18 protein-coding genes and 1 other RNA gene are annotated in these 20,823 nt (G+C 40.9%); 16 read left to right on the top strand and 3 right to left on the bottom strand.

All coding sequences use genetic code 11. The features are described from left to right. Positions 1 to 15: 15 nt before the first annotated feature. Positions 16 to 1,098, top strand: a complete 1,083-nt coding sequence (gene serC, locus ACQRBH_RS00205) for a 3-phosphoserine/phosphohydroxythreonine transaminase (protein WP_427742204.1) — start codon at positions 16 to 18, stop codon at positions 1,096 to 1,098. 2 nt (positions 1,099 to 1,100) lie between these two features. Then, entirely contained in the window at positions 1,101 to 2,264 is a 1,164-nt protein-coding gene (locus ACQRBH_RS00200) for a phosphoglycerate dehydrogenase (protein WP_427742203.1), read from the top strand. Positions 2,265 to 2,834: 570 nt separating this feature from the next. On the opposite strand, the gene ACQRBH_RS00195 is transcribed toward ACQRBH_RS00200, so the two are convergent. Beyond that, a complete protein-coding gene (locus tag ACQRBH_RS00195) occupies positions 2,835 to 4,016 on the bottom strand; it encodes a ribose-phosphate pyrophosphokinase (protein WP_427760548.1) in 1,182 nt (393 codons plus the stop codon). 140 nt (positions 4,017 to 4,156) lie between these two features. Here ACQRBH_RS00195 and ACQRBH_RS00190 point away from each other — a divergent pair, with 140 nt between their 5' ends. The 4 genes from ACQRBH_RS00190 to ACQRBH_RS00175 are packed head-to-tail and all read left to right on the top strand — an operon-like array spanning position 4,157 to position 8,504. Further along, entirely contained in the window at positions 4,157 to 5,476 is a 1,320-nt protein-coding gene (locus ACQRBH_RS00190; RefSeq protein WP_427742200.1) for a DUF512 domain-containing protein, read from the top strand. 10 nt (positions 5,477 to 5,486) lie between these two features. Then, positions 5,487 to 6,815: a ribosome biogenesis GTPase Der gene (gene der / locus ACQRBH_RS00185; protein WP_427742199.1), complete on the top strand. Its 1,329-nt coding sequence runs from the start codon at positions 5,487 to 5,489 to the stop codon at positions 6,813 to 6,815. A 2-nt stretch (positions 6,816 to 6,817) separates the two neighbouring features. Further along, complete coding sequence (plsY, locus tag ACQRBH_RS00180; protein ID WP_427742198.1) at positions 6,818 to 7,462, top strand: glycerol-3-phosphate 1-O-acyltransferase PlsY; 645 nt, start codon at positions 6,818 to 6,820, stop codon at positions 7,460 to 7,462. Between the two features lie 28 nt (positions 7,463 to 7,490). Further along, a complete protein-coding gene (locus ACQRBH_RS00175; protein ID WP_427760546.1) occupies positions 7,491 to 8,504 on the top strand; it encodes an NAD(P)H-dependent glycerol-3-phosphate dehydrogenase in 1,014 nt (337 codons plus the stop codon). Between the two features lie 15 nt (positions 8,505 to 8,519). On the opposite strand, the gene ACQRBH_RS00170 is transcribed toward ACQRBH_RS00175, so the two are convergent. Next, positions 8,520 to 9,407: a LysR family transcriptional regulator gene (locus ACQRBH_RS00170; protein ID WP_235231887.1), complete on the bottom strand. Its 888-nt coding sequence runs from the start codon at positions 9,405 to 9,407 to the stop codon at positions 8,520 to 8,522. A 248-nt stretch (positions 9,408 to 9,655) separates the two neighbouring features. Between ACQRBH_RS00170 and spoIVA the strand changes: the two genes are divergently transcribed. From spoIVA to rnpB, 10 genes are all read left to right on the top strand, one after another. Further along, positions 9,656 to 11,128 carry a stage IV sporulation protein A gene (gene spoIVA, locus ACQRBH_RS00165; RefSeq protein WP_427742194.1) on the top strand — a complete coding sequence of 491 codons (1,473 nt, stop codon included), beginning with the start codon at positions 9,656 to 9,658 and terminating at the stop codon, positions 11,126 to 11,128. Positions 11,129 to 11,185: 57 nt separating this feature from the next. Further along, positions 11,186 to 12,100, top strand: a complete 915-nt coding sequence (locus tag ACQRBH_RS00160; RefSeq protein ID WP_427760544.1) for a DUF2935 domain-containing protein — start codon at positions 11,186 to 11,188, stop codon at positions 12,098 to 12,100. A 3-nt stretch (positions 12,101 to 12,103) separates the two neighbouring features. Then, entirely contained in the window at positions 12,104 to 15,814 is a 3,711-nt protein-coding gene (locus ACQRBH_RS00155; protein WP_427760542.1) for a multicopper oxidase domain-containing protein, read from the top strand. A gap of 100 nt (positions 15,815 to 15,914) precedes the next feature. Next, a complete protein-coding gene (locus ACQRBH_RS00150) occupies positions 15,915 to 17,063 on the top strand; it encodes an iron-containing alcohol dehydrogenase (RefSeq protein ID WP_427760540.1) in 1,149 nt (382 codons plus the stop codon). Between the two features lie 142 nt (positions 17,064 to 17,205). Then, positions 17,206 to 17,592, top strand: a complete 387-nt coding sequence (locus ACQRBH_RS00145; protein WP_427742188.1) for a CidA/LrgA family protein — start codon at positions 17,206 to 17,208, stop codon at positions 17,590 to 17,592. Next, on the top strand, positions 17,585 to 18,262 hold the full coding sequence (locus tag ACQRBH_RS00140) for an LrgB family protein (protein WP_427760538.1): 678 nt from the start codon (positions 17,585 to 17,587) through the stop codon (positions 18,260 to 18,262). The genes ACQRBH_RS00145 and ACQRBH_RS00140 overlap by 8 nt, the downstream gene beginning before the upstream one ends. 56 nt (positions 18,263 to 18,318) lie before the next feature. Next, the gene (locus ACQRBH_RS00135; RefSeq protein WP_235231893.1) at positions 18,319 to 18,789 is read left to right on the top strand and encodes a MogA/MoaB family molybdenum cofactor biosynthesis protein; all 471 of its coding nucleotides are present in this window, start codon (positions 18,319 to 18,321) and stop codon (positions 18,787 to 18,789) included. Positions 18,790 to 18,793: 4 nt separating this feature from the next. Then, a complete protein-coding gene (locus ACQRBH_RS00130) occupies positions 18,794 to 19,483 on the top strand; it encodes an MBL fold metallo-hydrolase (protein WP_427760536.1) in 690 nt (229 codons plus the stop codon). Further along, the gene (rnhA, locus tag ACQRBH_RS00125; protein ID WP_427742185.1) at positions 19,484 to 19,963 is read left to right on the top strand and encodes a ribonuclease HI; all 480 of its coding nucleotides are present in this window, start codon (positions 19,484 to 19,486) and stop codon (positions 19,961 to 19,963) included. It abuts the gene before it with no gap. A gap of 40 nt (positions 19,964 to 20,003) precedes the next feature. Continuing rightward, positions 20,004 to 20,366: RNase P RNA component class A (rnpB, locus tag ACQRBH_RS00120), an RNA gene on the top strand. Here the strand turns inward: rnpB and ACQRBH_RS00115 are convergent. Further along, the gene (locus ACQRBH_RS00115; protein WP_235231896.1) at positions 20,367 to 20,813 is read right to left on the bottom strand and encodes an aspartate carbamoyltransferase regulatory subunit; all 447 of its coding nucleotides are present in this window, start codon (positions 20,811 to 20,813) and stop codon (positions 20,367 to 20,369) included. Positions 20,814 to 20,823 lie beyond the last annotated feature (10 nt).

Genomic DNA, 20,823 nt, shown 5'->3' with positions numbered 1-20,823 from the left:
ATGGAGGAACTTGAAATGAGCAGAGTGTACAATTTTTCAGCAGGACCGGCAGTCTTACCGGAAGAGGTATTAAGAGAAGCAGCAGAAGAGATGTTAGATTATAATGGAACTGGAATGTCCGTGATGGAAATGAGTCACCGCTCGAAAGCGTTTCAGGAGATTATTGAAACTGCAGAGGCTGATATCCGCGAGTTGATGAATATACCGGATAATTATAAGGTATTATTCCTGCAAGGCGGAGCATCTCAGCAGTTTGCCATGATTCCAATGAATTTAATGAAAAATGGCGTGGCAGATTATATCGTAACAGGTCAGTGGGCGAAAAAAGCCGCTGCCGAGGCGGAAAAATATGGAAAAGTAAATATTGTCGCATCTTCTGCAGATAAGACATTCAGTTATATTCCAGATTGCTCTGATCTGCCGATATCAGAAGATGCAGATTACGTATATATCTGTGAGAATAATACAATCTATGGAACTAAGTACAAAGAACTTCCAAATACAAAAGGTAAGATTCTGGTAGCAGATGTATCCTCATGCTTCCTATCAGAGCCAATAGATGTTACAAAATACGGAGTCGTATATGGAGGTGTCCAGAAGAACGTAGGACCTGCAGGTACTGTTATCGTGATTATCAGAGAAGATCTGATTACAGATGATGTTCTTCCAGGAACACCGACAATGTTGAAGTATAAGACACATGCAGATGCAGGTTCTTTATACAATACACCGCCGGCTTATGGCATTTATATCTGCGGAAAGGTATTTAAATGGCTGAAAAAACAAGGTGGTCTTGAAGCAATGAAAGAGCACAATGAAAAGAAGGCAAAGATTCTCTATGATTTTCTGGATCAAAGCAAACTGTTCAAGGGAACAGTTGTGCCAAAAGATCGTTCTCTTATGAATGTACCATTTGTGACTGGCGACGCTGACCTGGATGCAAAATTCGTAAAAGAAGCTAAAGAAGCTGGATTAGAGAATCTGAAAGGCCATCGTACAGTAGGTGGAATGCGTGCAAGTATTTATAATGCAATGCCTGTAGAAGGTGTAGAAACATTAGTAGCATTTATGAAGAAGTTTGAGGAGGAGAATTTATAATCATGTATAAATATCATTGCTTAAATCCAATTTCTGGCATAGGGTTGGAAGAATTTACAGAAAATTATGCACCAGTAAGCGCAGCAGAAGATGCAGATGCTATTTTGGTAAGAAGTGCAGGAATGCATGAAATGGAATTTGCACCTGAGTTAAAGGCAATTGCAAGAGCAGGGGCAGGAGTTAATAATATTCCTCTGGATAAATGTGCTGAGAAAGGAATTGTTGTATTTAACACCCCAGGTGCCAATGCAAATGGAGTAAAAGAATTGGTTATTGCCGGAATGCTTCTGGCATCCAGGGATATCATTGGAGGAATCAACTGGGTACAGGAAAATGAAGAAGATGGCAATATCGCCAAAGATGCCGAAAAAGCCAAGAAAGCATTTGCCGGATGCGAACTCGAGGGTAAGAAGTTAGGTGTTATTGGTCTGGGAGCTATCGGTGTATTGGTAGCGAATGCAGCAACGAATCTTGGAATGGACGTATATGGATATGATCCATATGTATCTGTTGAATCGGCATGGAAATTATCCAGAAATATCCATCATGCGAAGACGGTAGATGAATTGTATAAGGATTGTGACTATATTACAATTCATGTGCCAGCACTTGACAGTACCAAAGGAATGATCGATAAAAATGCAATCGGTCTTATGAAAAAGGGTGTTGTTGTTCTGAATTTTGCAAGAAATGTTCTAGTTGATGAAGAGGCAATGGTAGATGCATTGGTATCCGGGCATGTAAAACATTATGTATCTGATTTCCCGACGCCTATTACAGCAGGAGTGAAAGGAGCAATTGTGATACCGCATCTTGGCGCTTCTACAGAAGAATCAGAAGATAATTGCGCAAAGATGGCAGTAAAAGAACTGAGAAATTATCTTGAGCATGGCAACATCAAAAACTCTGTAAATTACCCGGATTGTGACATGGGATACAGAGGAGAAAATACAAGAATTCTTCTCCTTCATCACAACGTTCCAAATATGATTGGACAGTTTACCAAGATTCTTGCAGACGACAACATGAACATTGCAGATATGACTAACAAGAGTAAAGGCGGATACGCATATACGATGATTGATATTGATTCAGATGTGCCGGAGAAAGTTGTAGAAGATCTGAAAAAAGTAGGAGAAGTATTGCGGGTTCGTGTTTTAAGATAGGAATTTAGTTGAGTTAGTTGGTAATTGGGTGTGTACGGCGCAAGGGAGTTGGATAGGCTGGTCTGTATCCGATATCCTTCGCCAAGAATCCATAACATAAAGAAGAGTTGCAATTTCGTGACCGGACTGATTCACCGAGAAATTTGGATAATTTCTCGATTCAGCAGTCCTTTCGAATTTGGCTGGATGCCAAATTCTCACACGGAATTGCAACTCTTTTTTCTGTAACGGATTCTATCGCTTGGCTGGACGGATACAGACCAGCCTATCCAGCTCCCTTGCGCCTGACATTCCCAATTAATGAACGAACTCATCTGGAGGAATTCATGGCGCGAAGCGCAATGGGGAGCGATGTTTTTATACTATTTATCATTATTTCAATGGAAGAATCAGTTAGTTATTCTGCCAGTTTTTTGACAATATCTTTACTATGATTTTTCCCTCTGCATGACGCGCAGGAATTCTCCTGGATGAGGAAGTTACGGATTTGGGGGATGTCAGGCGAGAAGATGGATGGCAAACATCCCATCCATCCTCTCGCCGTACACACCCAATTACCAACTAACTCAACTAAATTCCCAATGACTCATTATGCTTTTTTAACAGTGCATGAATCTTATCTGTTGGATTTAATACAGCTCCAATGGAAATATCATGGTTCAGTGCATCAATGATTAATGCGATGAATTTGCTCATATCTGCAACTACAAAATATGGTTTTTCATAAGCAACCGGAGGCAGATATGTGAGATTAGTCGTAATAACACGGTCGATGTAACCCTTGTTATAATAATCGTCAAAAATATCGAAACCTTCTGTAAATAATCCAAAAGCAGTGCAGACAAATACACGGCTTGCTCCTCGTTCTTTGATCTGTCTTGCAACGTCCAGCATACTTTCGCCGGAAGATATCATGTCGTCAATTATAATGATATCTTTACCATGGATATCGTCGCCCAAAAATTCATGTGCTACAATAGGATTCTTACCGTTAATGATAGTAGAGTAGTCACGACGCTTGTAAAACATACCCATGTTGACACCCAGTACGTTAGAAAAATATACCGCACGATGCATTGCACCCTCATCAGGGCTGACGATCATTAAGTGTTCTTTATCTACAATTAACTCCGGTTCTGCACGCAGAAGGGCTTTCATGAACTGATACGGAGGATTAAAGTTATCGAATCCATGTAGTGGGATGGAATTCTGCACTCTGGGATCATGCGCATCGAATGTAAGAATGTTATCGACGCCCATATCAATCAATTCCTGGAGTGCCAGAGCACAATCTAGAGATTCACGTTTGGTACGTTTATGCTGGCGGCTTTCATATAAGAATGGCATAATGACATTTAGACGATGTGCTTTACCGTTAGCAGCCGAGATAATACGTTTTAAGTCTTGATAATGATCATCCGGAGACATGTGATTAAGATGTCCATTTACCTTGTAAGTCAGGCTGTAATTACATACATCAACCATGATGAACAGGTCTTTTCCTCGAATGGATTCACTAATTAGTCCCTTGGCTTCTCCAGAACCAAAACGCGGACAATTACATTTGACCAGATAGTTATCTAACTGATAACTGGAAAAAAGAGGGGAATCCAAAGATTCTTTTAATGTCTGCTGCCTAAATTGAACGATATAATCATTGACTTTTTGTCCAAGGTCTTTACATGAATCAAGAGCAGCAATTTTTAATGGCGCTATCGGAAGCGCATTTTCCATTAATTTAATATTCGGCATAGTAATCTCCTGTATTTTAGAATTTTATATTATGTTCTAAGTTATTTATATCACTTTTACTATAAAAAGGTCAACTACAGATTGGACTATTTGAAGAAGGTGTGCTATAGTAATGACAAAAGTTCATAAGGAGCAAATGTATGAAGCATGAGCATATGATAAAAGATGTCTTGCCGGGAAGCATTGCAGATGAATTAGGAATTGAGGCAGGAGATAAATTAATTTCTATAAATAATAATGAAATTGAAGATGTGTTCGATTATCATTTTTATGTTAATGATGAAGAGTTAGTTCTTTTGATTGAAAAGCCAAATGGTGAAGAATGGGAACTTGAGATAGAGAAAGATTACGAAGAAGATTTGGGAATTGAGTTTGAACAGGGGTTGATGGATGAATATCGCTCTTGCCATAATAAATGCATGTTCTGTTTCATTGATCAGATGCCGGAGGGAATGCGAGATACCTTATATTTTAAAGATGATGACTCCAGACTTTCTTTTTTACAGGGGAATTATGTGACACTGACAAATATGAGTGATCATGATATAGAACGTATTGTTCGTTATCATTTGGAGCCAATTAATATCTCTTTTCAGACAACAAATCCAGAGCTGCGTTGTAAGATGCTCCATAACCGTTTCGCCGGAGATGCTTTAAAAAAAGTGGATACACTGTATGAGAGCGGGATTCAGATGAATGGGCAGATTGTATTATGTAAAGGAATTAATGATGGCGAGGAGTTAGAAAGAAGCATTCGAGATTTATCAAAATATGTTCCGTGCCTGCAAAGCGTATCTGTTGTACCGGTAGGGCTTACCAAATACAGAGAGGGTCTGTATCCTTTGGAACCATTTACCCGTGAGGATGCAGTCAAGATCTTAGATACGATCCATAGGTGGCAGGACAAGTTCTACGAAGAATATGGAATCCATTTTATTCATGCCGGAGATGAATGGTATATTTTAGCAGGAGAAGAGATGCCAGAAGAAGAGCGGTATGATGGATATCTGCAGCTGGAGAATGGTGTGGGAATGTTGCGGTTGTTGGAAAATGAATTCGAAGAAGCTTATGAAAAAGTAGATGGGGATGATCGCGACAGGGAACTTTCAATTGCGACAGGGTTTCTGGCATATCCATATATACAAAAGATGGCTTCCAGGATAGAAGAGAAGTATTCCAATACCCAAATACATGTCTATCCGATTCGCAATGATTTTTTCGGAGAATTGATTACAGTGTCCGGATTGATTACAGGTCAGGATTTGATTCATCAGTTACAGAATCAAAAGCTGGGGGACAGATTATTGTTGCCATGTAACATGTTCCGCAGTCAGGAAGAGGTGTTTTTGGATGATATTACGCTTGCGCAGGTGGAAGATGCTTTACAAGTGCGGGCAGATATTGTAAAATCAAGCGGACAAGATTTTATAGATGTTATTGTCAATGAGATATTAGAATAGGAGTTTTAACATGAGTAAACCAGTTGTGGCTATTGTGGGGAGACCGAATGTCGGAAAATCAACTCTTTTTAATGTTTTAGCCGGTGAGATGATCTCAATTGTGAAAGATACGCCTGGTGTGACCAGAGACCGAATCTATGCAGATGTTTCCTGGCTGGATAAAGAATTTACCTTGATTGATACCGGTGGTATTGAACCGGAGAGTAAAGATATCATCTTATCACAGATGAGAGAACAGGCACAGATTGCGATTGATACTGCCGATGTAATCATATTTTTGACAGATGTCCGTCAAGGGCTTGTGGATTCAGATTCTAAAGTTGCAGATATGTTAAGAAGATCTGGAAAACCAATTGTTCTGGCAGTAAATAAAGTTGACAATTTTGATAAGTTTATGCCGGATGTCTATGAATTTTATAATCTTGGGATTGGAGACCCGATGCCAATATCAGCAGCATCCAGACTTGGAATGGGAGATATGCTGGATGAGGTAGCAAAGTATTTCCCAGAACATTCTGAGGAAGAAGAAGAGGATGAACGTCCGAGAGTAGCAATCGTAGGTAAGCCCAATGTTGGAAAGTCATCGATCATTAATAAGTTATTAGGTGAACAGAGAGTCATTGTATCCAATGTAGCCGGAACAACCAGAGATGCAATTGATACAGAGATTGTTCACGATGGAAAAGAATATGTTTTTATCGATACGGCAGGTCTTCGAAGAAAGAACAAGATTAAAGAAGAAATTGAACGTTATAGCATTATCCGCACGGTAACTGCTGTAGAACGGGCAGATGTGGTGCTGGTGGTCATTGATGCCACAGAAGGTGTCACAGAACAGGATGCAAAGATTGCAGGAATTGCCCATGAACGCGGAAAAGGAATTATCATAGTTGTCAATAAGTGGGATGCTATTGAGAAAAATGATAAGACTATGCGGGAATATGAGAATGAGATTCGGCGTGTGCTGTCATTTATGCCATATGCCGAAATCATGTATGTTTCTGCACAGACAGGGCAGCGTCTGCCTAAATTGTATGATATGATTGATATGATTATTGAAAATCAGACCATGCGTGTAGCAACGGGTGTTCTTAATGAAATCATGGCGGAGGCAGTAGCGATGCAGCAGCCTCCTTCTGACAAAGGAAAGAGACTAAAACTATATTATATTACGCAGGTGTCAGTTAAACCGCCAACATTCGTTATATTTGTAAATGACAAAGAATTGATGCATTTCTCATATACAAGATATCTTGAGAATAAGATTCGAGAGGCATTCGGATTCAGAGGAACGTCTCTGAAATTCTTTATTCGAGAAAGAAAGGAAAAGGATCACTAGTTATGGAACGTTTGATATGTGTAATGATCGGATATGTGTTTGGATTATTTCAGACAGGATATATATATGGGAAGATGCATAATATTGATATTCGTAAACAGGGAAGCGGCAATGCCGGGACAACCAATGCGCTTCGCACAATGGGTTGGAAAGCAGGCTTGGTTACCTTCCTTGGCGATTGTTTTAAATGTGTGTTTGCTGTGGTTATAGTTCATCTCCTTTATGGCAAGACCCATGCCGATATGATACCGCTTCTTGCAATGTATGCAGGTATGGGGGCAGTTCTTGGGCATAACTACCCATTTTATCTCAAATTTAAAGGAGGAAAAGGAATTGCGGCAACAGCAGGGCTTCTGGTCAGTACAACAAATGTGTGGATGGTACTGATCTGTCTGGTGGCATTTGTAGCAATTGTAGGCGTAACAAGATATGTTTCATTAGGTTCTCTTGCGGTTGTTATTATATATCTTGTGGAAGTTGTGGTATATGGACAGATGGGAGGATTTGGAGTGTCAGCGAATTATCTCTGGGAGATGTATGCGATTGCTGCGTTCTTGATGCTGTCAGCCTTCTTTAAACATAGAGCAAATATTCAAAGATTATTATCCGGCACGGAGAATAAATTAAGCGTCGGAAAAAATAAATAAGTAATAAAAGAAAGGAACGGATACGATTATGGCAAATGTAGGCATTATGGGAGCAGGAAGCTGGGGAACTGCTTTGGCACTTTTGCTCCACAAAAATGGTCATCAGGTAACGGTCTGGTCAATCAATGAAGATGAGGTAAAGATGCTTTCGGAAAAGAGGGAACATGAAAGTAAACTTCCTGGCGTTAAGATTCCAGAAGATATGATGTTCACAACGGATATCGAAAGCACTGTAAAGGGAAAAGATTTTGTGGTTCTTGCGGTTCCGTCTCCATTTACAAGAAGTACTTCTCGTAATATGTGTCCTTTTATTGCAGAAGGACAGATCATCGTGGATGTGGCAAAAGGAATCGAAGAAAGTACATTAATGACTCTTTCGCAGCAGATTGAGGAAGAGATACCTCAGGCAGATGTGGCAGTATTGTCAGGACCGAGCCATGCAGAGGAAGTAGGAAGAGGCCTTCCGACAACGGTTGTCATTGGGGCAAAAACTAAGGAGACGGCAGATTATCTTCAGGAAATGTTTATGAGTGAAGTGTTCCGTGTATATACAAGCCCGGATATTCTGGGAATGGAACTAGGTGGTTCACTTAAGAATGTTATTGCTCTGGCAGCTGGAATTGCAGATGGATTGGGATATGGTGATAACACAAAAGCAGCTCTTATTACCAGAGGAATTGCAGAGATTGCAAGACTCGGTGTTAAGATGGGCGGTGCAATTGAAAGTTTTACAGGACTTACAGGTATCGGTGATCTGATCGTAACATGTGCCAGTGTGCATAGCCGTAACCGAAAGGCAGGTTACCTTATAGGTCAGGGAATGAGTATGCAGGAGGCAATGGATGAAGTCAAGATGGTGGTTGAAGGTGTATATTCTACGAAAGCAGCTGTAAAATTAGGAGAAAAATATGATGTTTCGCTTCCAATCATCAATAAAGTAAATGAAGTATTATTTGAAAATAAAGATCCAAGAGAAGCTGTGAACGAGCTTATGCTTCGAGATAGTAAAGCTGAACATACTGCTTTACCTTGGAAAGAATAAAAAGAACGGAGGTTTTTAAAGACCTCCGTTCTTTTTTTCTATGAACTGTTTGAATTCATGAACAATAGGTGCCTGATATACATTTTTTAAAGTTGCCATGTAAAAAATGCGCTCCCAGGTGGAATTTGTAATCTCAATGATTTTAACTGGCATATTATTTAATGTTGGCATGTGTGGAATAATTGCGATTCCAAATCCAGCACTTACAAGATCTGCCACAATCTGGTCGTCGCCTATGGAGTAGGCAACTTTGGGACGTCCGCCACAATCTTCGAATAATTTGTCTATCACAGGTTCTAGTCCACTTTCTTTTGAGAACATAATCTGAGGATAAGGGAGAGTTTCTGCAAGATCTACAGAATCTCGATTTTCCAAGGGATGACCTTTGGGTACAATGAGCACCAGCTTTTGTTTGGAAATTGGAACAAAATCAATCAAAGGTTCATTTTCCTGCAGTGTACAGAAAGCGATATCATAGCGGCGTTTTTTTAATCCATGAAGAATATCTGAAGTCAATCCGGTAGATGTATGAAAATAGAAGTCAATTCCTTTATCCGGTTGTGAATCTAGAAAATCTTTTGCATGGCGAGAAACAATAGTACTGAGAGAAGGAAGCATGGCGATGTCAATATGTCCTTCACCGCTTCCCGTCATTTGTAACTTGTTAATACATGAATCCAGTATACAGAGCGAATGTTCAACATCATCTAGGAATGCCTGCCCGCATTTGGTCAGAACAACATTGCGACCATCTTTTTCGAATAATTTTACCCCAAGTTCTTTTTCGAGAGAAGAGATGGCATGACTGAGACTTGGTTGAGTGATTGATAATATCTCCGCTGCTTTCGTGTAATGTTCTAAGTGGGCCAGTGTTACAAAATATCTTAAATGATATAGATTCATAAGACTTCCCCTTTCGTCATTTGTTTGAGCATATCTTAACATGAACTTAAAATAAAATCCACGAATTTTATTGCCCCAACAATTAGTTCTATTATTAATGCCAGAATTGGGTAAAATGTATTGATAAATGTAATAATTTTTGATTGAAAATCTTGCGTTTATCCAGATATTGCCAGCTGATTTTCTTAGTCTAAATCAAAAATAGACCGCATATATTCTAACAGCATAGACGTAAAGGAGTCAGGACAATGGATCAGTATCATTTATACAAAGATATACAGGCAAGGACCAACGGAGAGATATACATAGGAGTTGTAGGACCGGTGCGGACGGGGAAATCAACATTTATCAAACGATTTATGGATGTTCTGGTATTACCACATATGAAGGATGAGCATGGCAAAGAACGGACAAGGGATGAATTGCCGCAGTCTGCTTCTGGACGTACTATTATGACAACAGAACCCAAATTCGTTCCTAAGGAAGCAGCCGAAATTCAGGTGTCAGATGATGTCACAGTGAAGGTGCGTTTGATTGATTGTGTGGGATATATGGTAGAAGGAGCATCAGGACATATTGAGGGGAATGAAGAAAGACAGGTAAAAACGCCTTGGTTCGATCATGAGATTCCCTTTACAAAAGCAGCAGCCATCGGAACCAGAAAGGTGATTCATGATCATGCAACGATAGGAATAGTAGTGACAACAGATGGCTCAATTACAGATATTCCAAAAGAAAATTATCGTGACGGAACCGAGAAAACAATCCGGGAGTTGCAGAGTATTGGCAAGCCATTTATTGTACTGGTTAATTCCAAGAAGCCATATGGGGATGAGGCAAAGCAGACCGTAGAAGAATGGGAAAAACAGATGGGGGTATGTGCATTACCGGTGAATTGTGAACAGTTAAAAGAAGAAGATATCATGCGGATTATGGAGGCTGTGCTCTATGAATTCCCAATATCAGAAATTCAATTCTATATTCCGAAATGGACAGAGATGCTCTCGAGAGATCATAAAATTAAGCAAGATATGTTGGTACATATAAAAAATGTTATGGGTCATTTTTGCGAGATTAAAGATGCTGTGGCCGGAATTGAGAAACCAGACAGTTCATATATAGAAGATATGAAAGTAGATTGTATCGAAATGGATACGGGATGTGTTAAAGTTCGGATTGCTGTAGCAGAGAAGTTTTATTATGAGATGTTGAGTGAATTGACAGGGACACATATAGCCGGACAATATGAATTGATTTCGACAATGAAAAGTCTGTCGGAGTTAAAAGCAGAATATGAAGGAGTACGAGATGCATTTTCTACTGTAAAGATGAAAGGGTATGGGATGGTCTGCCCGAAAAAAGAAGAGATTACATTAGAAGAACCGACGATTATTAAACAAGGTAACAAATACGGAGTTAAGATTCATTCAGAGGCCCCATCTATTCATCTGATCCGGGCTAATATTGAGACAGAAATAGCACCGATCGTGGGAAGTGAACAGCAAGCAGAAGATTTGATACGATATATTAAAGATACAAAGGAGCGGGAAGGAGGTATCTGGGGAACGAATATCTTTGGAAAATCCATTGAAGAACTGGTAATGGATGGAATGAGGAATAAGATGGCAATGATCAATGATGAAAGTCAGGAAAAACTCCAGGATACCATGCAGAAAATTGTAAATGACAGTAATGGCGGACTGGTATGCATCATCATCTGACACTTTATAGATTCCTGCATATATTATAGAGAAAAATAAATAACAGGAATATGCAAGATGATGGAAAATTATGTAACATTATCAATAGAAACACACCTGTTTTTTGCAAGAATCATGAAGGAACACGCATTGTTTCTTGAGGCAGGATTCCCATGCAAAGAAACACAGTGGATTCAAAGAGCAGACCGACTGCGTAATGAGTTCGAGAATCTGTTGCGTCAGGTCATACAGTTTAATTGTGGCCTGATGAACCATGAGATATTGAAATCACAAGAACTGGTCACACAGTTCACACTTCAGGCAGAGAGAAGAACCAGTCAGTTAACGGGAATTTCGATTGACCATAGAATTACAATGGCAGAACAACAGCTTGAAGCAGATTGTTCTGGCAATAGACACAAAAGAATGATACGTTCGATCGATCAGTTGAATCGAAAGGCTATTCATTTGTTGGATGAATTGATAGGATTTAAGGAAAGTATCTTAAGAGAAGTGGAGGAAGGATGTTTATTTACATTTAATTATCCATTGTTAATCCAGCACATTTTAAGGGAAGCAAAATTGTACCGGTCAATTTTGACTGACTTGGTTGAAGATCAGCGAGTTTCCTATAAAAAAATCAGAGATCAGGAGATGTTCTGGAATCAGATCATGATGGAACATGCATGGTTTATCCGGGGACTTCTCGACCCGACAGAGACAGAATTAATCGAATCGGCAGATCATTTTGCAGTGGAATATGGCGAGTTACTTGAAATGGCAAGGACGCAGAATTGTAAGGCGATGGATGGGATACGGAGAAAATCTCTGGAAGAGACATTAAAGTATCGAAAATTCAAAGAGGCAGGAGCAGAAGGTATTCTGAATTGTGAGATTGCATCCCTCATATTACCATTATTGGCGGACCATGTGTTACGGGAAGCCAATCACTATATCCGAATCTTGGAATGTGGAATGGAAAGGACCTACTAAAAGATGTTGGAATTATGTGATTACTCATTGCGCAGAAAAGTCCGCTGCTATGAGATAGAGGCGATAGAAATTCCGATTGTATATAATAAATATGGAGATCATGACCCAAATGGTCTTCTCTATGTGTTAAAGAAGGATGCAGATCGAATACGCAAAAATGCAATCCGGAATTTTCAGAAAGATATTCCACAGCCTTATGAAGAAGTGAAGCCGCTGGTTATCCGGGCAAATGTAGGAGAGAAAGTAGAGATTATTTTCTCTCATTCGTTGAATCGGCCATTGTCTATACATGTACAGGGACTGGCTTATGACGTTCAGACTTCGGATGGCGCCAGTGTAGGATATAATAAGGATACAACAACGCAGAATCAGATTTTATATACATGGTATGCAGATCGAGAAGGAGTCTATCTGTTTCAGGATATGGGAGATACCAGAAGTAGTGAAGATGGTACGAATGTACATGGATTATTTGGTGCGATTATTGTGGAAGAAGCAGAATCCAGATGGCTGGACCCAGAGAGCGGAAAAGAGCTGGAAAGTGGATTGTTTGCAGATATCTATCATCCCTGGAAACCTGCTTTTCGGGAATATGCGGTATTTTTCCATGATGAACTGGAAATCAAAGACAAAGATGGTAATCAGCCGAAAGATCCTCATACAGGGCTTCCCTCTTCTACAACAGCAATCAGCTATCGTGCAGAACCCATGAGGAACCGAATGCCGCTGACAGAAGAACATACAGATACGGGAGAAGATATTTCCATGAGTTCCTGGGTCTATGGAGATCCGGCGCCACCGATCCTGAAGGCGTATGTAGGGGATCCGGCGAAGATCCGTCTGGTTCATGGAGGAATCAAAGAGACGCATGTATTCCATCTGCACAATCATCAGTGGAGACTGGAAGGACAAAATCCGAATTCTACGATCATAGATTCTATTTCCATCAGTCCTCAGGAATGTTATACGTTGGATATCTTGCACGGAGCAGGGAGTCTGAACAGAACGATTGGGGATGTCATTTTCCATTGCCATTTGTATCCGCATTTCCATGAAGGAATGTGGACCTTGTGGAGAATCTATGACAGGCTGCAGGATGGAACAGGATGCCTGCCAGACGGAACGGTTATCCCGCCATTACAGCCATTAAAAGACAGAGTTCTTCCGCCAAAGAAAGAAAAGGAACATCCGGGATATCCGAATTTTATTCAAGGTGAATCGGGAGAAAGACCATTGCAACCACCGTTGGGAATCGTTGATAATGAAGGTGATAACCAGATTGAGCCAACAGAACTGGAACGGGCGAATTTTGTAGAAGACTTTAAACCTGGAGCGCTCTATACAGATACCTGTCCATGTTATACCGATGCTCGTTCCCATGGAGATGATGGATGTGAATGTTGGGGAGAAACGAATGAAAAGGTGAAGATTTTTGAGATTGCGCTGGTACAGGCGAAAGTAGTATACAATCGTTACGGATGGCATGATCCCCAGGGAAGATTCTTTGTAATGAAGGAAGAACTGGAAAAACATGGAGGATTAGAATCCTATATTCGAAAAGTAGAAAAAGAACAGATTCAGGTAGAACCGCTTGTCATCCGGGCAAATGCAGGTGATTGTATTGAAGTGAGATTGACAAATCTTCTGCCGGAATGTTTAAATGCGAGTCCATTCCAGATGGAGACAAAAACGGATATCGTGGGATACCATATTCATCTGGTAAAATTCGACACGATTGTATCTGATGGAGCAGCGAATGGATGGAATAATATTGCAGGAGCAAGACAGTATGAGACATTGATAGAACGTTTCTTTGCTAATACGGAGTTAAGAACGGTATTCTTCCATGATCATCTATTCGCAAATTCACACCAGCAGCATGGAGTGTTTGGCGCTTTAGTTATAGAAGAAGCAGGTGCAACATTTCACGATATACGTACAGGAGAAATATTGCCATATGGTACCAAAGCAGTCATACGCAGGCGTGATGGAACATCGTTCCGGGAGTATGCTTTATTTGTCCATGATTTTGCATTGCTTTTTGATAAGAAGGGAAAAGCGCTGAATCCGCCGGAAGTTCCTGGATCTCATGATGATCCTGGAGTGATGGGGATCAATTACCGCTGTGAACCAATGCGGGAGAGACTTTCTGGAAATAATGATCCGGCTTATATTTTTAGTTCTTATGTTCATGGGGATCCTGCAACGCCAGTTTTGGAGACGTATCCGGGAGATGAATTGATGATCCGCCTGCTGGATGGGGCACATGAAGAACAGCATGCTCTGAATATTACTGGGATGTCTTGGAAAAAAGAAGTTGCAGATATCGTGTCACCAGATGTAGCTTCTCAGACACTGGGGATATCAGAAGCATTCAATATTCGGATTACAAAGTCGTATGGTCCGGGAGATTATCTGTATTATTTTGGTGGAATTGACGATGCCTGGTTAGGATTATGGGGAATTATCCGTGTGTATCAGCAACAGGAAAAATGTCTGAAGCCATTATGTAAGGAGAAAAATCAGATTCTTCCGCTTCCGCCATGTCCCGGAAGAAATGCTGTCATACGCCGTTATGAAGTTGCAGCAATTCAAAAGAATATTCTATATAATGAATATGGGGATCATGACCCCGATGGACTGCTTTTTGTTCCGATTGATGATGCAGAACGAGTTCTGACTGGAAAGCAAAGACCAAGACCTTTGATCCTAAGGGCAAACGCGGGTGACTGGATTGAAGTAACGCTTCACAATCTGTTTGATCCGAGAAAACCAGTTCCATATTATGATTATCCGAAAGTACCGTTGGATATTGCCCACAGGCCATCAATGCGCGTTTCACTGAATCCGCAGTTCCTACAATATGATCCGCTATATGACTCTGGTGTCAATATAGGATATAACAATCGAGAACAGACAGTAGGAATTGGGGAAAGTAAGAAGTATCTCTGGTATGCAGACCGAGAATATGGTGCATGTATCATTCAGTCTTTTGGCGACATAAGAAATCACAGATATCATGGATTATTCGGAACAATTTTAATAGAACCGGCAGGATCAAAGTGGTATCAGAATTCATCTCCTAAGAAAGCAATCTATGATGAAGAAGCTGTCATTGTGCCGCCGGATGCAGAGCATTTCCGCGAGTGTGTAGTATTGGTACAAAACGGAATTCGTCTGCTGGATAAAGAGAATAAGCTGATTCAGACAGCAGCAGGCGAAAGGGAAGAAGTAGATGCAGAAGATACAGGAGAAAAGGGATACAATTATCGCTCGGAAAGATATGCAAACAGACTAAAACGGGATTCAAGAATTGCGAAGATATTCAGCAGTAAAGTTCATGGTGATCCGGCAACCCCGTTATTCAGAGCTTATGCAGGAGATCGAGTCATCTTCCGTACGATGATGCCGGCTGATAAACCTAGAAATGTTGGATTTTGCATACATGGACATGAGTGGAAGGAGCAGCCAGAGGATCCTCATTCCAGAATCATCTCTGTACAAGGAGCAGTCAGCATCGGAAATACATTCAATCTGGAATTGAAAGAGGGTGCTTCCTGTCCGGGAGATTACCTATATCGGTCCGGAAGTCTGAAATGGGATGTAGAATCCGGTATGTGGGGAATCTTCCGTGTAATGAAACATGGAATCAAGAGAAAATGTAAGGATGTATGCCACAGAACTTTCGCATGCATCTGTGGAAAAAGGGCTTGAATCTGAGGAGAAAAGTAGTATAATAGTCATGACAAAGGAGTCACATGTTTCTATGTGACTCCTTTTTATGTTAAATTGAAGGAACAAAGGAGATTGGAAAATGAAGGATTATACGTTTAAAGTACCTCAGGACATCGTGTTTGGAATGGGCTCATTAAAGAGACTGCCAGAATTGCTGGAAAAATGTGGTTCTAAAAAAATGATGATTATTTCTGACCATGGCCTGGAAAAATTAGGAGTTGTTGAGAAGATTCAGGAAATTGTTGAAGATGCGGGAATTGAGACTTGCACATTCCTGGATATTTTACCGAATCCAACGGTTGATATGGTGGATGCGGCAACGAAGATATATAAAGAGTCTGGAGCGACCAGTATTGTAGCATTAGGTGGAGGAAGTCCGATGGATGTGGCGAAAGCAGTTGGTGTACTGGCAAGGTATGGTGGATCTATTGTGGAATATGAAGGCGCACATCTGGTACCAGGTCCCATTGAACCAATCATTGCGATTCCAACTACGGCAGGAACCGGAAGCGAGGTTACTGCATTTTCTGTTATTACGGATACCTCCAGAAATTATAAATTAACAGTATTCAGTTACGAGTTGCTTCCAAAATACGCATTGCTGGATCCAGAGATGATCATGTCTGTACCACCATCAATTGCAGCATCTTGTGGTATCGATGCGCTGATCCATGCCTGGGAAGCATATACTTCTCTGGGAGCATCTCCATTCTCAGATGCGATGGCAGAAAAAGCTATGGAGCTGATAGGAGGAAATATCCGCCGATTCGTCGCAAACCGTCAAGATGAAGAAGCTGCCTGCGCGATGATGTCAGGAAGTATGTTCGCTGGTATTGCATTTGCATGGGCAAGACTTGGCAATGTCCATGCTATGTCCCATCCGGTCAGTGCGTTCTTCGGTGTTCCACATGGCGTGGCGAATTCGATTCTTCTTCCAGTCATTGTAGAATATAATGCACTTGCAGATCACGGCCGGTATGAAAAGATCTACAATTACATCCGTGAGAAAAAGGAACCTGTTTCTGATTTCAGACCGGAGATGCTGGTAGAAGAGATTAAGAAGCTGAATGCGGATCTTGGAATTCCAAAGACATTATCAGAGGTTGGTGTGACAGAAGATAAGATTCCACAGATGGCGGCAGATGCAATGAAGAGTGGTAATATTGCTGCTAATCCAAGACAGTCTACATTAAAAGATATTGAGATGCTGTATCATAAAGCAATGTAACATTGGAAATCTATGGACCAGATTTCGAGAAAGTGAATACAGAAATGGCGCCAGGGGTAGAACTTGGCGCTGTTTTTATGTTATACTGTTTCAGTGCGTTCAATCTAATGTGATGCAAATGATAAAAGCAGGGAGAAAGAATATGCATAGAAAAATATTAAAGCAATTAAGTATTATTTTGTGTCTTTGTCTTATAGCAGAGTTTATCGTTTCGCTGCTTCCGATTACATTTCCAAGCAGTGTCATGGCGATATTGATACTTGCATTGTTACTAGGAACAAAGACACTAAAAGAAGAACAGATTCAGGAGACAGGAGATTTTCTGCTGTCCAATATGGCGTTAGTCTTTGTGCCGTTGTCAATAGGAATGATTGAGGATCTAGAACTTTTAAAAGGGCAGATCGTAGGGTTTGTTGTGGTTGTGATGATCTCATTGGTTCTGACATTCCTTGGAACCTATGCATCTGTGAGGGCTGTTCAGATCTGTATGAAAAAAATAGGAAAAAAAGGAGGAAAGAATCATGAGTGAAATCTGGTCAAATCCTTTTTTTGGTGTGTTGTTAACTGTCTTTTCCTTCTATATCGGCGGACAGGTGTCGAAGAAAATAAAATCACCGATTGCAAATCCGCTTTTGATTGCCATGGTAATCTGTGTTCTTGTGATGAAGGTGTTACATATCTCTTACGATGATTATATGGAAGGAGCACAATTTGTATCCATGTTTCTTGTACCGGTGACTGCGATGCTTGGGTTGTCCATCTACAGGCAGCGGGCGGTTCTGAAAGAACAATTTTTCCCAATTGTAATCGGATGCCTGCTTGGAAGCATCTTGTCGATGGGAAGTACAGTAATCTTGTGCCGTATGCTGGTAATGCATGAGGAGATGATATATTCGCTACTTCCAAAGTCTGTGACCACGGCGATTGCCCTGGATGTATCGGAGCAATTAGGCGGATTAAAATCCATCACGATGATGGCAGTGATCATCTGTGGAACTGTCGGTGCAATCATCCATCCGTTTTTGATTAAATTATTTCGTCTCAAAGATCCGGTGGCAACAGGTGTTGCTTTTGGGACTGCAAGTCATGCAATAGGAACGGCGAAAGCACTCGAGATTGGAGAAGTAGAAGGTGCAGTCAGCGGAGTCGCAATGGGGGTTGCAGGAATTTGCACGGTTATCATTGCATTATTTCTGTAAAAGATATAATATATAAAATATATGAACACTGATGAAAAATTAGATGGAGGTACAATATGAGAGTTGCGATTATCACAGCGAACACTGATATATACAGAGGAAATGAAGAAAATAAGAGTGGAGAAGTGATTAAGAAGATCGTGGAAGAAGCAGGACTTGAGATTGTATTTATGAGAGCTCTTCCAACAGATAGAGAAGTGTTATCAACGGTCATGGAGAGATTGGCAGATGGGCATCTGACAGATCTTGTCCTGACGACAGGCGGAGCTGGATGCGGTCCGGAAGACTGTACACCGGAGGCAACCATGGATGTGGTAGAAAGACCGCTGCTTGGCATTCCGGAAGCTATGCGTGCTCATACCATGCAGCTGACAAAGCGTTCTATGCTGAATAGAAGTACAGCTGGTATCCGTAAGGATGTATTGATTGTTAATCTGCCGGGTAAGCCGCAGGCAGTTAAGGAAAGTCTCCGTTATCTGCTTCCAGAGATCATGCATGCAGTAGATGTCATTCAGGGAGAGGCTTAAAAGAATGCGTATTACTTATCTGAACCATAGTGGATATGTGGTGGAAGAGAAAGATATTGTCCTGATCTTTGATTATTATAAAGGATATCTTCCTCCAATTACAGAAGAAAAGAAAATCTATGTATTTGCCAGCCATGTTCATTATGATCATTTTAAAAAAGAAATTTTCCAATGGGCAGACAGGTATAAGAATATACAATATATTTTGTCTGATGATATTATGGCGGAAGGACCGGATGGCAAGACTGTTTATATAGGGCCTCGTCAGGGAATACAAGTAGATGAGTTACAGATTAGAACGCTTCGCTCTACCGATGAGGGTGTAGCGTTCTTTGTACGCTTTCGTGACAAAGTGATCTATCATGCCGGAGATCTGAACTGGTGGCATTGGGAAGAAGAAAGTGAAGCTTATAATCTGATGATGAAACGCATGTTTCAGAATGAGATCAGGAAGATAGAGGGAGAGAGGATAGATGTGGCTTTTGTGCCGCTGGATCCGAGGCAGGGCGAACAATATTACTGGGGACTTGATTATTTTATGAAGCATACGGATACAAGATGTATCTTCCCTATGCATATGTGGGAAGATTATGATATATATGAACGTTTGATGGAGAATCCGGCTGCTGAAGAATACAAAAATCGAGTGATGCATGTGATCCGACCACAACAGGTGTTTGAAAGGAGTATGTAAATGCAGGTAAAAATATATACAGATGGCGCTGCCCGGGGGAATCCGGATGGACCAGGAGGATATGGAACAGTTCTGGAATATGTAGACTCAAAAGGGGAACTGCACACAAAAGAAATCTCCCAGGGATATCAGCGTACCACGAATAACCGGATGGAACTGATGGCAGTGATAGCCGGGCTGGAAGCACTGAACCGTCCATGTGAGGTGGAACTTTACTCAGATTCCAAATATGTCGTGGATGCATTTAATCAGCATTGGATTGATGGATGGATGAAAAAGGGATGGAAGAGGGGAAAGAATGAACCGGTCAAGAATGTCGATCTGTGGAAACGTTTATTAAAAGCAAAGGAACCTCATCATGTTACATTTATCTGGGTAAAAGGTCATGATGGACATCCTCAGAATGAACGATGTGATACATTGGCGACAACGGCGGCTGATGGGCATGATCTGATCGTGGATGAGGGAATTGCAAAATAAGAATTGTATTTTAAAATAAGATGTGATATAGTAACCAAGGCAAGTAAGACAAGTAATCGCAGCTGTAAGTGCCGAAAGGCAGCAGGTGAGGAAAGTCCGGGCTTCACAGGGCAGGATGCCGGATAACGTCCGGTGGAGGCGACTCCAAGGAAAGTGCAACAGAAATGAACCGCCCGTGCAGAAGACTCCTTCTGCACGGGTAAGGGTGGAAGGGCAGTGTAAGAGACTACCGCCTTGCTGGTAACAGCAGGGGCATATGTAAACCCCATCCGAAGCAAGACCGGATAAAGACAATGTGGCGGCCCGTCACGTCTTAGGTAGGTCGCTGGAACCCATCGGCAACGGTGGGTCTAGATAGATGATTACTCAACGACATAACCCGGCTTATCGTCTTGCTTGCTTTTTATTTTCGATTGCCGTCGTACTTTTCTTCACAGTACATGCATCGATAGATTTCTTTTTCAGGATCGGTCAATACGAATACGTGGTCCAATTCCTGCTCAATAGAGGTAATGCATCTTGGATTCTTGCATCGGATGATGTTCGTAATCTTTTTTGGAAGATGCAGGGATTTCTTCTCTACAATCTCAGAATCCTTAATAATATTAATCGTGATATTGTGGTCGATGAATCCTAATACATCCAGGTCAATAAAATCAATTGGGCATTCAATCTTCATAATGTCTTTTTTGCCCATTTTACTGCTTTTTGCATTTTTAATAATAGCAACACAGCAGTCTAATTTATCTAAGTGAAGGTATTTATAGATTTCCATACTTTTGCCGGCCTGAATATGATCTAATACAAATCCCTCTTCAATACGTCCTACATTCAAAGTGTTATTTACCATGTTCATATCC

Source organism: Bariatricus sp. SGI.161 (assembly GCF_050313695.1).
In the GTDB taxonomy this organism is placed as follows: domain Bacteria; phylum Bacillota; class Clostridia; order Lachnospirales; family Lachnospiraceae; genus JAFBIX01.
This window is presented reverse-complemented; position numbering and strand designations above follow the sequence as displayed.